Below are 13,176 nucleotides of genomic sequence, written 5' to 3'. Positions count from 1 at the left end.
GGTGGCACGGTGGACGGTACCGCCCCGCCGCACTCGGCGGGGCGGTACTGCATCGCCCGAGTTCGGAGTCAGACCATGGCGGACCTGCTAGACGACCCTCCCAGCCTCTCCACCGTCCCCGCCGCCGGCGAGCCCGACGAACCCCCTGAGCCGCCCCCGCCGCTCGACGAGACTGCCCGCGCCCGCGCCGTCCTGGCCGTCGAGCACGTCGTCGAGGGGCACACCGAACTGCCCGCCTCACTCGACCCGGAGGACCTGCCGCCGGCGCGTGCCGAGGAGACCGGGGCCCAGTTCTGGTCCCTGCGCGCCGAGGCCGACGAGGGTGTCATCGGCACCCTGCGGCGCATCGACTCCGTCCGCGCGCTCGTCGCGGGCTGCCCGGAGGAACTGCGCCTCGCGCACACCACCACCGAGATGGCCCACGCCCGGAACTGCGGTCGCGTCGCCGCCCTCCTCGGCCCGGTCGACTGGACCGCGCTCGGCGGTTCCACGGCCGCCCTGCGGGCCTACCGGACCCTGGGGGTACGGGCCGTCAACCTCACCCGCTTCGACGACTTCACCCGCGAGGCGCTCCGGGAGATGAACCGCATCGGCATGGCCGTGGACCTGTCGGGCGCCGACGAGGAAACGATCCGCCGCGCCCTCGCGGTCACCCGCGCCCCCGCGCTGCTGACCCGGGCCGCGCCCGAGGGCCTGCCCGACGACGTCCTCGGACTCCTCGGCGAGAACGGCGCCGTCTGCATGGTCACGGTGACGGACACCCCGGCCGCGGTCGCCGACGTCCTGGACCGGGTGCGTGCGGCAGCCGGACCGCACTGCGTGGGCCTCTCCCGCACCACCGCCCCCGCCGTCGGCTACGTGCCGCTCTTCGCGGAGCTCCTGCGCCGCGGCTGGGCCGCCCAGGACCTGGCCGGGCTCGCCCACGCCAACGCCACCCGGGCGCTTCGCCAGACGGAGTTCCTGGCCCGGGCGAGCCGCGTCGGGCCGACCGCGGTCTGACCCCGTACGCAGACGAGGAGGGGGCGCCTCCGCGCCCCCTCCTCGTCGTACTCCCGCCCGCTCAGGCGCGCGGGCGGCCCATCGCCCGGTACGTCCACCCCGCGGCCCGCCAGCGCTCCGCGTCCAGCGCGTTGCGGCCGTCCAGGAGCACGGGCGCCGCGACCAGGTCCACCAGCTCCGCCGGGTCGAGCTCACGGAACTCGCGCCACTCCGTCAGGTGCAGCACCACGTCCGCCCCGCGCACCGCCTCGCGCGCCGTGTCCGCGTACCCGAGGGTCGGGAAGACGCGCCGGGCGTTGTCCATGCCCTTCGGGTCGTAGACGGTGACCTGGCCGCCCTGGAGGTGTATCTGACCGGCCACGTTCAGCGCGGGGGAGTCGCGGACGTCGTCCGAGTCCGGCTTGAAGGTGGCGCCGAGGACGGCGACCCGACGGCCCAGGAAGGAGTTCCCGCCGAGGACCTCCCGTGTCATCTCCACCATCTGGCCGCGCCGCCGCATGTTGATCGAGTCGATCTCGCGGAGGAAGGTCAGCGCCTGGTCGGCGCCGAGCTCGCCGGCGCGGGCCATGAAGGCCCGGATGTCCTTCGGGAGGCAGCCGCCGCCGAAGCCGATGCCGGCGCGCAGGAACTTGGCGCCGATCCGGTCGTCGTGGCCGATGGCCTCGGCCAGCTTGGCGACGTCACCGCCCGCGGCCTCGCAGACCTCCGCCATCGCGTTGATGAAGGAGATCTTGGTGGCGAGGAAGGAGTTCGCGGCCGTCTTCACCAGCTCGGCCGTCGGGAAGTCGGTCACCACGAACGGCGAACCCTCGCCGACGGGTACGGCGTACACCTCGCGCAGCGTCTTCTCCGCCCGCTCGCCGCGTACGCCGACGACGATCCGGTCCGGGCGCAGCGTGTCCTGCACGGCGAAGCCCTCCCGCAGGAACTCCGGGTTCCAGGCGAGTTCGACACCCTCAGGCAGCACGCCCGCGAGCCGCTCGGCCGAGCCGACGGGCACGGTCGACTTGCCGACCACCAGGGCCCCTTCGCGTACGACCCCGGCGAGGGAGGTGAAGGCGGCGTCCACGTAGCTCATGTCGCAGGCGTACTCGCCGTGTTTCTGCGGGGTGTTCACGCAGACGAAGTGCACGTCGCCGAAGGCCCCGACCTCCTCCCAGGAGGTGGTGAACCGCAGCCGCCCGCTCGAACCCTCGATGCCGGCCACGTGCTTGGCGAGCAGCTCCTCGAGGCCCGGTTCGTACATCGGGACCCGGCCGGAGGACAGCAGCTCGATCTTCTCGGGGACGACGTCGAGGCCGAGCACCTCGAAGCCCAGTTCCGCCATGGCCGCGGCGTGGGTGGCGCCGAGGTAGCCGGTGCCGATCACGGTGATCTTGAGGGCCATGCGGGTCTCCAGTGACGTCGGGCGGAATGCCTGCCCGAGCATAGTCGTGCCCAGGTCGGGGACCCGGGCGCGCCCTCCCCTCGTGCTGCCGCAGGGTCACGGGTTCGACTCGACGGTGACCTTCTCGTCGTTCTGGATCTGCGACACCAGCTGCTTCACCTTCGGCATGTCCCACTTGAGCGAGTTCTGCGGTGCCTTGCCCGAGATCGGGATGTTCATGGACTTGCCGTCGCCGCCGCTGATGCCCTTCATGGCGAAGAACATCTTCCCGAGGTCGTACAGCGACATGTCCTTGTCCACGATCAGCGTGTCCAGACCGGCGCCCAGCGTCGGGTACAGCGCGAACGGGTTGAGGATCGTGCCCGGCGTCGCCGCCTGGTTGGCGAGGGCGGCGAGGAACTTCTGCTGGTTCTTCGTCCGCGAGAGGTCCGAGTCGGCGAAGGCGTACCGGGTACGGACGAAGGCCAGGGCCTGCTCGCCGTTGAGGGTCTGGGTGCCCGCCTGGAAGTCGGCGCCGGACTTCTTGTCCTTGAAGCCCTTGTCGATGTTCAGCTCGACACCGCCGAGCGCGTCCACGATGTTCGCGAAGCCGGCGAAGCCGATCTCCGCGTAGTGGTCGATGCGCAGGCCGGTGTTGAACTCGACGGTCCGCACGAGCAGCTCGGGGCCGTCCATGGCGTACGCCGCGTTCAGCTTGGAGCCGCCACGGGCCGGGAAGGACTTGCCGGACTCGGAGCCGACGAAGTTCGGGATCGTCACCCAGGAGTCGCGGGGGAGCGAGACCATCGTGTTCCCGCTGGAGCAGGCCGCGAGGATCATCATCGAGTCGGTCCGCTTGCCCTCGGCGGAGCCCGTGCGGAGCCTCTTCTTCTCCTCGGCGGACATGCCCTCGCGGCTGTCGGAGCCGACGATCAGATACGTCGTGCAGTCGCCCTCCGCGGGCCGCTCGATGACCTTGGAGAGGTCGACCTCGTTGCGCATCTGCGAGCCGGCCCAGGCGTACGTGCCGATGCCCCAGGCGAGGACGCCGACGACCAGGACGATCGAGCCGACCTTGACGCGCTTGCGCCAGTCCGGCGCGGGCCCCCCCGGGCCACCGGCGCCGGTGCTCGGCGCGTACTGCGGCGGTACGGTGCCACGGCCGCCCCCCTGCGGGCCGCCGTAGACCTGGCCCGAGCTGTAGCCCGAGTCGTAGCCCGTGCCCTGGGCCTGCGTGAAGTTCGGGTCGGCCTGGTCGTAACGAGGCGGCTGCTGCGGAACCTGCGGGCGCTGCACATGGCTCATGCGGCGAGGACCCTCGGGGTGGGGGTTCGAGCTGCCGCGGCCGTATCCGCCGTCATCGGGCCAGTCATTCATGCGGACCAGTGTGCCGGGCAGGGCTTCGCGGGCGACAGGGCGGGTGGAGCATCGGGCCCGGGCTGTTGCCAAGCTGATGCAAAGCGGACCGGACGGCGACGGTCCGCAGGCCCCGCATATGGTGGACGGCATGACAGATCAGGGCGATATTCCGGGCAAGCCCACCTCCGCCTCCCGCACCACCCTCAGCCACATCATGACCAGCCACGACACCAACCTCCTCGGCACGGTGCACGGCGGCGTGATCATGAAACTGGTGGACGACGCGGCGGGCGCCGTCGCGGGCAGGCACTCGGGCGGTCCGGCCGTGACCGCCTCGATGGACGAGATGGTCTTCCTCGAGCCGGTACGGGTCGGGGACCTGCTCCATGTGAAGGCCCAGGTCAACTGGACCGGCCGGTCCTCCATGGAGGTCGGCGTCCGGGTCATGGCCGAGCGCTGGAACGAGTCCACGCCCGCCACCCAGGTCGGCTCCGCCTATCTGGTCTTCGCCGCCGTCGACGCGGACGGCAAGCCGCGCCGGGTCCCGCAGGTCGTCCCCGAGACGGAGCAGGACAAGCGCCGCAACCAGGAGGCCCAGATCCGCCGCACCCACCGCCTGGCCCGCCGCGAGGCCATCAAGGACCTGCGCGAACGCCGGGCGGCGGAGGGCTACGAGGACTGAGGACGGAGGCCCGCGCCGCCGGTCACGGACGCACGACCCCGGTCACGGACACACCACCCGGTCCCCCGTCACCGCCTCGAACGGGCCCGCCCGGCCCGCCTCCTCCGCCCGGACCGCCCGCACCCCCCTGTAGTCCGCCCCCACCGTCACCCGCAGCGTCCCGCCCCTCCCCGGCACCGCCTTCAGCTCCGCTCCCGGCAACGCCACCGCGAGGGTCTTCGCCGAGCGGTCCCAGCGCGGGTCGTACTCCACGAGCGTGCGCGTCCGGTCCTTTCCCGGCGCGGTCATCGGCGTCCGCGTGGTGTCGAAGCCGGTCCCGCGCAGCGCGTCGTCGACCTTGCGGCCGAGCCCGTCCGTCCGGGTCCCGTTGTAGACCTGCACCCGGACCGTGCGCGGCGCCACGTCCACCACCTCGGCCTCGGGGGCCTTGTCCGACGAGGCGGGCTTCGCGGGGGTGAGCGGCCGGTCCTCCCGTAGCGCCTGGAACAGCTTCTGCGCCTTCGCCGCGTCCCACTTCACCGTCGAACCGATCCCCTTCACGGGGAAGCTCATGTCACCGATCGGCACGGACACGAACTCCGACGACGCCGGGGTGAAGCCGCGCATCGCCCTGGCGAGGGCGAAGAGCTGGTCCGTACCGAAGTCCTCGTCGGCCCGCACCGAGCCCAGCATGGCCGTGGCGACCTCGCGGAACCGCACCGGGTTGAACAGCACCCCGCTGCCGCTGATCCGCTCCACGAGCGCCGCGAGGAAGCGCTGCTGCCGCTGCATCCGCCCGATGTCGGCGGCTCCGTCGATGTGCCGGGAGCGCACGTACTGGAGGGCCTGCCCGCCGTCGAGCTCATGGGTGCCGGCCGTCAGGTCGAGCCCGGTGTAGGGGTCCTTCATGGGCCGGGCGGTGCAGATCTGCACGCCGTCGACCGCGTCCACGGTCCGCATGAAGCTGGTGAAGTCGACCTCCAGATAGTGGTCGATCTTGACGCCGGTCATCGACTCGACGGTGCGCACGGTCAGCCCGGGACCGCCCTCGGCGTACGCCGCGTTCAGCTTCACCGGATGCGCCTGGTGCTTCTCGCCGCTGATGAGATCGGTGTGCTCGGGCATCTCCGCGTACGAGTCACGGGGCAGGCTCACCACGCTCGCCCGTTCCCGGTCCTCCGAGATGTGCACGAGCATCACGGTGTCGGTGCAGTGGCAGGGCGCGCCGCCGAGCCGGTACTTCTCCTTCTCCTCGGGGGTGATCCTGTCCCGCCCGTCGGTGCCGACGACGAGGACGTTCATCCCGTGCCCGGCCTGCGGCCGGTTCTTCATGTCCTTGAAGGGGTCGACCCGGCTGATCCCGGTGTTCAGACCGGTCACCACCGCGTGCCCGATCCCGCCGGCCGCGAGGACCGTCACGGACAGCGCCGTCGCCATCCGCATCCCCCACCGTGGGCGCCTCCGCCGCCCACGGGCCGGCACGGGGCGGGCGGCGGGCCGGGTACGGGGCGTGCGGGGCGGTGTGGGCACGGACGGACACCTCCGCGGGTGTGACAAGGGGAACCGTGAGCACCGTAGGCCCATACGATCAGCGCAAGGGCCCACCACCCGTGCGGCGCGCACCGCTGTCCCCCATTCGCGGTAACGTGGCGGACGATGAACGCCACGCCCCCCGTCTCCGTGATCATGCCGGTCCTCAACGAGGAGCGGCATCTGCGCACCTCGGTTCGTCACATCCTGGAGCAGGAGTACGCCGGCGAGATGGAGGTGGTGATCGCGCTCGGCCCGTCCACGGACCGGACCGACGAGATCGCCGCCGAACTCGTCCGCGCGGACCCCCGCGTCACGACCGTGCCGAACCCCACGGGCCGTACTCCCGCCGCTCTCAACGCGGCGATCAAGGCCTCACGTCACCCGATCGTGGTGCGCGTCGACGGCCACGGCATGCTGTCCCCGAACTACATCGCCACCGCCGTCCGGCTCCTGGAGGAGACCGGCGCGCAGAACGTCGGCGGTGTCATGCACGCCGAGGGTGAGAACGCCTGGGAGGACGCGGTCGCCGCCGCGATGACGTCGAAGATCGGCGTGGGCAACGCGGCCTTCCACACGGGCGGCGAGGCGGGCCCCGCGGAGACCGTGTACCTGGGCGTCTTCCGGCGCGAGGCGCTCGAACAGCAGGACGGCTACAACGTGGAGTTCATCCGCGCCCAGGACTGGGAGCTGAACTTCCGCATCCGCGAGGCCGGCGGTCTGATCTGGTTCTCGCCGGAGCTGCGCGTCCAGTACCGCCCGCGGCCCAGCGTCCGCGCCCTCGCCAAGCAGTACAAGGACTACGGCCGTTGGCGCCATGTGGTGGCCCGCTACCACCCCGGCTCCATCAACCTGCGCTACCTGGCCCCGCCGACCGCCGTCTGCGCCATCGCCGCCGGCCTGCTCGTGGGCGCCACCCTCACCCCGCTCGGTTTCGTGATCCCGGCCGGCTACCTCGCCGCGATCACGGCCGGCTCGGTCCCGGCGGGCAAGGGCCTGTCGCTCAAGGCCCGCCTCCAGATCCCGGTGGCGCTCGCGACGATGCACATGTCCTGGGGCTACGGCTTCCTGACGAGCCCCCGCTCCCTCGCGAGGAAGGTCATCGCGAGCCGCCGCCCGGCCGTGAAGACCGGCGAGGCCGAGACGGTCTGACCCGCTCCCCGCACACACGCCGACGGCCGGACCCCTCCTCGGGGTCCGGCCGTCGGCGTCGGCGGTGCGGGGGTCAGCTCTTGCTCTTCCCGTCCCACCTGTAGACCGAGTAGATGTCCATGCAGGTCGCCTTGTCGTCGGCGCCCTCGGGCAGGTCGCCGGCGACGGCCGTCGGCTTCTTGTACGTGGCGCCCTCGCGCCAGTCGGCGCCGACGACCAGGGTGATGCCGTCCGCCTCGGCGTCGGGCCGCACCTTGGTCTCCGGCAGTCCGAGGGCCTTCGCCACGGACACCGCGTTCGCCCGGCCCTGGTCGCCGTCGGCCTTCGGGTACATGACGACCGAGTCCTCGCGGGGCTGCGGCTCCTTGGAGGCCTCCGCCTGCGTGAAGCCCTTGCCCGTCAGGCTCTCGGTGACGGCCTTGGCGCGCCCCTCGACGGGCGCCCCGTTCGTTCCGGCGGTTCCGTTGGCGACGGTGACGGCGAAGGAGCCGGGGGCCTCGGCGGTGGCCTTGGGCGTCGCGGGCGTGTCCGGCTTCGGCTTGGGCGTGGCCGGCTTGCCGTTCTTGTCGAAGGCGATGTCGTCGCGGAGCATCGCCCACATCCTGTCGGCGGACGACTTGACCATCTGGAGCTTGTTCCGGTTCTGGGACCACTCGACCGTGGGGACCGTCGCCGTCGTCAGACGGTTCATCTTCACGTTCTTGAGCTGCATCGACAGGTCGAAGAGCTTCTTCACCGACTTCAGTTCGTCGGAGACCTGGAGCGCCTTGGTGGCCGTCTCGGCGAGGCCGGTCAGCTGCCCGGTGTCGCTCCAGGCGTTCTGCTTCTGGAGCTTCTCGACCATGCCGTTGATGTACATGTGCTGGGCCTTGGCCCGGCCCTGGTCGTTGCCGAAGGCGTGCCGGGTACGGAGCCACTGGAGGGCCTGCTTGCCCTGGATCTCCGTGGTGCCCGCGGGCAGCTGCAGGCCCGAACCGCCCTTCACCCGCCGGGTCGACCTGTCCCAGACGCCGGTCTTCACGCAGACGGGGACGCCGCCGACCTCATCGGCCATCGCCACCACGCCCGCGAAGTCGATCATCATCCAGTGGTCGATGTAGACCCCGGTGATGCTCTCCCAGGTGGTGAGGGTGCAGCCGGGACCGCCGCGCCCCAGCGTCTCGTTGATCGGTTCGGTGGTCGTCGCCGGGTAGGTGGAGCCGTCCTCGCCCTTGCACTCCGGGATGGGCACGATCGTGTCGCGCGGGATGGTGACGATGGAGGCGTTCTGGCGGTCGGCGGAGACGTGCAGCAGCATCTGCACGTCCGCGAGCGGCTTCGCCTGACGGAGGTTCTTGCCGCCGCCGAGCGCCACGTTCTTGGCGTCGGCCCGGCTGTCGGAGCCGATCAGGAGGATGTTCAGCGGGGTGTCGCCGAGCGCGTTCGGCGCGGCCTTCTTCACACCGCTGTCGCCGCCCGCGCGCGAGCCGCCGCGGATGTTGCCGTTCAGGTGCTCGTAGTACAGGTATCCGGCGCCGGCCGTGCCGAGTATCAGCACCGACATCGTGATGGCGACCCAGCGCAGCACCTTGCGCTTGCCGGACTTCTTGGCGCGACGGCGTGCGGCGGCGCGGCCGCCCGCTCCCGTACCGCCACCCGACCCCGTACCGCCGGCGTCGCCGGCGGCGGTTCCGCGGCGGCGTTCGGCGCGGGTCGACGCGGGTGCGTCGGTCCGGGCCGCGTTCTCCTCGGGAACGTCGCCCCCGACGCCGGTGACCTCACCGGCGCCGTGCAGGTCGTCGTCCCAGCCCCGTTCACGGGCGCGCGGAACGCGTCCCCGCGTTCCCTCCCCACGCACGCTCTTCTGTCCCACCCCAGGTCCCCTCGTCAGTCAGGAGTGCGCGGAGACCCGGTGTTTCCGGGTCACTTGGCGCACACCTGCTTGTCAGCTTCTACCTTGTCGACGGCCGGCGCCTTCGTCGGACCGTTGATGGGCACCCCCGCGCCCTTGAAGTCGGCGCCGAGGACGAGCGTCATGGGCTCGCGTTCCCCGGCGTCCTGCGTGCCCGGCTTGAGCGCCGTGGCCGCCAGACCCATCATGTCCGCGAGCGCGCGGGCCTGATCGGCCTGGTTCGGTGCGTAGGTGAGCGTGGTCTTCGCCGCCTTGTCGGGGGCGTTGCTCTTGTTGGTGGAGCGGTTCACGCCCTGCTCGTTCTGCAGCCAGTTGATGGTCGACTGGGCCGCGCCCGTGATGCCGCTGCCGTTGTAGACGTCGACGCGCACGTCGGCGGCCGCGGCACGCGCCCCCTGGAGCAGCTTCGCCTGGGCCTGCGCCTGGGCGTTCTTCGCGTCCTGGGTCTTCTTCTTCACCGCGGTGAGCGAGACGTCGGCCTGCAGCGCGGCGAAGAGTTGCGGTGCCTGCGTCGGATGCGGCACGACGGTGATCGGCTTCGGCTCGGCCGGGTTGTCGATGACCGGGAGGGTCGCGAACGAGATGTTCTTCGTGTCGATCCCGGAAAGCTCCTTGCCCAGGTCCTGGAGCTTGGAGAGGGAGCCTATGCCCTTGTCGACGGTGAGCGCGTTCGTCGCCGCCTGGGCGAGGTCGAGGAGCTTGGTGGGGCTGGTGAGCGTCTCGTCCGACTTCATCTGCCGGATCATGGAGCCCAGGAACTGCTGCTGGATCTTGATCCGGTCCAGGTCGCTCTTGTTGCCGAAGCTGGAGCGGGTACGGACGAAGGCGAGGGCCTGCTCCCCCTCGATGACCGACTCGCCGGCCGGCAGCTTCAGGTGCGACTTGGGGTCGTCCACCGCCTTCTCGACGCAGACCTTCACGCCGCCGACGGCCGAGGTCAGCTCCTTCACGGCGTTGAAGTCGACCATCATGAAGTGGTCGACGGTCAGGCCGGTCAGTTCCTTGACCGTGCGCATGGTGCAGCCGGGGTCGCGGCCGTCCTGGCCGAGGCTCACGTTGAACCGGGCCTGCTGCTGGGCGGGGATCGTCAGGATCGACCCGTCGTCCTGCCGGGACTGGCACTCGGGGATCGTCGTCATCAGGTCGCGCGGGATGGAGACCGCCGTGGCGTTGGTGCGGTCCTTGGAGACGTGGAAGAGGATCGTGGTGTCCGCGTGGCCGGGGCTGTTCTTGTCGCCGTAGCCGCCGTTGCCCTCCCCGGTCCGCTTGTCGGTGCCGATGATCAGGATGTTGAAGGCCTCGCCCTTGCGGAAGCCCTTGCTCTCCATGCCGACGGGGTCGACGACGTCGATGTTGCCGTCGAGCTTGCTGTAGAGCATGTACGCGCCCGTCGCGCCCCCCACGAGCACCAGGGCCATCGTGCCCCCGGTCCACAGCAGGACCTTCTTCTTGCGGGACGCGCCCTGCTTGCGCTTGCGGCGGCTCGCGGGCGGCTGGGGTGCTCCGCCGCCCGGCTCGGTGACCCTGCGGCGGCGCTGCCCGGGAACAGGTGCCTCGGCGGGGGTGTCGGACGGGGCGGGAGCGGGAACGGTGGATCTACGGGGCCTCGCCGGCGCCTGGGTGGTCGGCTGCCCTGCGGAGTGGTCCAGTCGCAGTTCGTAGTTGCCGGTCTGCGGGTTGAGCACCCACTGGTCGGCGGGGTCGATCTCGTCCGCCCGTCCACGGCTGTGCGCGTCCACGGTTACTCGAGTCCTCCGTCGGTGCCACGCGAGGCGCCTTCCCCACCGGGCGCCGCTCTCTCGGTCGTTCGATCCTTGGTGAGTGCGACCACGCGTCGGGGTGCACCGGATCGCGTCACACTATCCGCCCAGTTCAGCGTGGGGCGACGCGCGTGACAAATTCCACCCCCCTTACAACCGGGCAATTTGCTCAAACCTCATCGCTCCCCGCCCTCCCCTTGGTGTGGCCTTTACCCACCCGTCCCCGGGGCCCCTCCGAGGCGCCCCGCCCGCCGGTGCCCACCGTCGGCCCGGTCTCGTGAGCCCCCTAGGAGCACACCCCTTCCGCGGCGTTCCGACCGGTGAACGTCGGGGTCACCGAGGGTGTCGGGATGTCCGCGTCGTCGGGTTTCCCGTCCGTGCCGCCGTCCTGCCCGTCGTCGTCCTTCCCGCCCGGCGTGACCACCACGGGCCGGTCCTCCCGTAGCTGCGTGAAGAGTTGACTCGCCGCCGGCTGTACCAGTTCGTCCCGGTTCGCATCGAATCTGTACGGGCGGCGGGGGACCGTGAGGAATTGCACCTTCTCCGTCGGTACCGCCCGCATCGACCGCGCCAGGTCGTAGAGGTCCCGCAGCGAGTCGAGCCCCGCGTCGGTGGTGATCGCCCTGGTGGTCGCGTCCAGGACCGGATAGAGCTTCGTCGGGTTGAGCAGCACCCCGTCGCTCTGCACCTTGCTGACCAGGGCGCCGAGGAACTGCTGCTGGCGGTCCATGCGTTCCGTGTCGCTGCCGTTGCCGATGGACTTCCGGGCGCGTACGAAGCCGAGCGCCTGTTCCCCGCGGAGCGTCTGGCGGCCCGCGGGCAGCTTCAGTTTCGCGTCGTGGTCGTCCACGGGCTCCTTGAGGCAGACCTCCACGCCGTCGACCGCGTCCACCATCTTCTTGAAGCCCCGGAAGTCGATCACCATGTGGTGGTCCACCCGGATCCCGGTCAGCTTCTCGACGGTACGGATCGTGCACGCCGTACCGCCGAACTCGAACGCCCAGTTGAACTGCGCGAACTGCTCGCCGGTCCGGGTCCCGTCACCCTTGGGGCAGCTCGGGATCGTCACCATCAGGTCGCGGGGGAGGGAGACGGCGGTCGCGCTCGACTTCCCCGCCGACAGGTGCAGCAGGATCGTCGTGTCGGAGTGCTGGGTCCCCTTGTCCCTGCCGTACTGGCGGTTCCCCTCGCCCGCCCGGGTGTCCGAACCGATCAGCAGGATGTTCCGGGCGGCCGACACGACCGCGGCCGGGCGCTCCTTCTCGTACTTCCGGAGCTCGGCGGCGGCGGTCGTGTCCGTGGTGATGTTGCCGTCGAGCTTCCGGTAGAACCACCAGCCGACCCCGGCCGCGGCCAGCACCACGAACGAGACGCCCAGGGCGGTCCACCGCAGCCAGTGGCGCCGGCGCGGCTCCTCCGGCGCTCCGGGCGCCGTGCCCTCCGCCGGAGGGGTGTCCCCGTCCGCCGGAGGGGGATCCGGTTCGGCGGGCGTGCCCGCGCGGTCCGTCACGTCTCAGTCCGTCCTTCATGGCGTCGGCGGCACGCCGGGCGGCCGCCGGTCGTAGAAGGAGACGGCCGAACCCGACACATGGTTGTACGGAAGGAGTCCACTCCCCCTGGGCCGATCATGTACCGGACGGCGCGCCCGGGCCCGGGGACCCGGCGCGTCGCTGGTCCGAACGGGTGCGTCAGACGGCGGTGACCGTCACCCGCTCGCTCTCCACCCGCTGGGCGAGGGCCTCGGGCGCGAGCTGCTGCGCGTTCCGGCACAGGACCACGGAGCCGCCGGCCGCGAGGGGCGCGTACAGACCGGCCGAAAGACCCTTCCAGTGCCCGTACCCGAGCCCGGAGAGCAGCCGGGCGCCGGGAGGGAGGCCGAGCGCCTCCGCGTCGGCGCGGGCCTGCGCGACGACCTGCGCGCCGCTGTGCTCCGTACCGTCGACGACGAGCGCGGGGGCCTCCGGATCGACCGGTACGAACGGGGCGAACCGGTCGCCCTGGCTCGGTACCTCCACCGCGTAGTCCGCGTATCCGGCGGGCGCGGCCGGGAAGCGGCGGCCCATCGGGGCGAGCGAGAGCGCGATCCGCTCCCCGGAGCAGGCGAGCCCCGCGTCGAGCGCGTCCGGCCCCGCGACCACGAGGTCGGCGTCGGCCGGGTCGGCGCCGACCTCCGCGGTGACCCCCACGGAGGAGCAGGCGAGCAGCCAGACGGCGGTCTGCCAGTGCGCGGGCAGCAGCAGCGCGAGCCGGTCGCCGGGAGCGGCGGACAGTTCGCCCTGGAGCAGGTTCGCCGTCTTGGCCACCCAATTGGCGAAGGTGGCGACGGACAATTCCACCCGCTCACCGGTGGCGTCGTCGTAGAAGGTGACCAAGGGGCGGGCGGGGTCCGCGGCGAGCGCGGATCGCAGCAGGTCGGCGGGGGTGCGGTCGCTGGCGTTCACGCCGGACAGCGTACGCG

At 71.5% G+C, this 13,176-nt stretch carries 10 protein-coding genes; 3 read left to right on the top strand and 7 right to left on the bottom strand.

Features of this window, described 5'->3' with window-relative positions:
- Positions 1–75 precede the first annotated feature (75 nt).
- Positions 76–999, top strand: a complete 924-nt coding sequence (locus ACFWV2_RS21490; protein WP_384406639.1) for a membrane dipeptidase — start codon at positions 76–78, stop codon at positions 997–999.
- Positions 1,000–1,060: 61 nt separating this feature from the next.
- Here ACFWV2_RS21490 and ACFWV2_RS21485 read toward each other — a convergent pair whose 3' ends face one another.
- Positions 1,061–2,386 carry a UDP-glucose/GDP-mannose dehydrogenase family protein gene (locus ACFWV2_RS21485; RefSeq protein ID WP_360793518.1) on the bottom strand — a complete coding sequence of 442 codons (1,326 nt, stop codon included), beginning with the start codon at positions 2,384–2,386 and terminating at the stop codon, positions 1,061–1,063.
- Positions 2,387–2,482: 96 nt separating this feature from the next.
- Positions 2,483–3,742 (bottom strand): LCP family protein, encoded by a 1,260-nt coding sequence (locus ACFWV2_RS21480; protein ID WP_384406637.1) that lies wholly within the window; start codon positions 3,740–3,742, stop codon positions 2,483–2,485.
- A gap of 130 nt (positions 3,743–3,872) precedes the next feature.
- Between ACFWV2_RS21480 and ACFWV2_RS21475 the strand changes: the two genes are divergently transcribed.
- The gene (locus ACFWV2_RS21475; protein WP_384406635.1) at positions 3,873–4,406 is read left to right on the top strand and encodes an acyl-CoA thioesterase; all 534 of its coding nucleotides are present in this window, start codon (positions 3,873–3,875) and stop codon (positions 4,404–4,406) included.
- Positions 4,407–4,448: 42 nt separating this feature from the next.
- Here the strand turns inward: ACFWV2_RS21475 and ACFWV2_RS21470 are convergent, their stop codons facing one another.
- Positions 4,449–5,828 carry an LCP family protein gene (locus tag ACFWV2_RS21470; protein WP_384406633.1) on the bottom strand — a complete coding sequence of 460 codons (1,380 nt, stop codon included), beginning with the start codon at positions 5,826–5,828 and terminating at the stop codon, positions 4,449–4,451.
- A 213-nt stretch (positions 5,829–6,041) separates the two neighbouring features.
- On the opposite strand from ACFWV2_RS21470, the gene ACFWV2_RS21465 reads away from it, so the two are divergent.
- Complete coding sequence (locus tag ACFWV2_RS21465) at positions 6,042–7,067, top strand: glycosyltransferase family 2 protein (protein ID WP_384406631.1); 1,026 nt, start codon at positions 6,042–6,044, stop codon at positions 7,065–7,067.
- A gap of 73 nt (positions 7,068–7,140) precedes the next feature.
- Here ACFWV2_RS21465 and ACFWV2_RS21460 read toward each other — a convergent pair whose 3' ends face one another.
- From ACFWV2_RS21460 to ACFWV2_RS21445, 4 genes are all read right to left on the bottom strand, one after another.
- Entirely contained in the window at positions 7,141–8,919 is a 1,779-nt protein-coding gene (locus ACFWV2_RS21460; protein WP_384406629.1) for an LCP family protein, read from the bottom strand.
- A gap of 50 nt (positions 8,920–8,969) precedes the next feature.
- Positions 8,970–10,697: an LCP family protein gene (locus ACFWV2_RS21455; RefSeq protein ID WP_384406627.1), complete on the bottom strand. Its 1,728-nt coding sequence runs from the start codon at positions 10,695–10,697 to the stop codon at positions 8,970–8,972.
- 307 nt (positions 10,698–11,004) lie between these two features.
- Positions 11,005–12,228, bottom strand: a complete 1,224-nt coding sequence (locus tag ACFWV2_RS21450) for an LCP family protein (RefSeq protein ID WP_384406625.1) — start codon at positions 12,226–12,228, stop codon at positions 11,005–11,007.
- Between the two features lie 178 nt (positions 12,229–12,406).
- The gene (locus ACFWV2_RS21445; RefSeq protein ID WP_384406623.1) at positions 12,407–13,159 is read right to left on the bottom strand and encodes a TIGR03089 family protein; all 753 of its coding nucleotides are present in this window, start codon (positions 13,157–13,159) and stop codon (positions 12,407–12,409) included.
- Between the last annotated feature and the right edge of the window lie 17 nt (positions 13,160–13,176).

The organism is Streptomyces sp. NPDC058671 (assembly GCF_042716475.1).
GTDB lineage: Bacteria > Actinomycetota > Actinomycetes > Streptomycetales > Streptomycetaceae > Streptomyces.
The sequence above is the reverse complement of the archived record's forward strand: the minus strand, read 5'-3'. Positions and strand labels throughout refer to the sequence as shown.

Excerpts from the sequence above, each read along its gene's own strand:
- ACFWV2_RS21480 (WP_384406637.1), bottom strand. The coding sequence starts at position 3,742 with ATGAATGACTGGCCCGATGACGGCGGATACGGCCGCGGCAGCTCGAAC.
- ACFWV2_RS21485 (WP_360793518.1), bottom strand. The coding sequence starts at position 2,386 with ATGGCCCTCAAGATCACCGTGATCGGCACCGGCTACCTCGGCGCCACC.
- ACFWV2_RS21465 (WP_384406631.1), top strand. The coding sequence starts at position 6,042 with ATGAACGCCACGCCCCCCGTCTCCGTGATCATGCCGGTCCTCAACGAG.
- ACFWV2_RS21490 (WP_384406639.1), top strand. The coding sequence starts at position 76 with ATGGCGGACCTGCTAGACGACCCTCCCAGCCTCTCCACCGTCCCCGCC.
- ACFWV2_RS21475 (WP_384406635.1), top strand. The coding sequence starts at position 3,873 with ATGACAGATCAGGGCGATATTCCGGGCAAGCCCACCTCCGCCTCCCGC.
- ACFWV2_RS21470 (WP_384406633.1), bottom strand. The coding sequence starts at position 5,828 with ATGCGGATGGCGACGGCGCTGTCCGTGACGGTCCTCGCGGCCGGCGGG.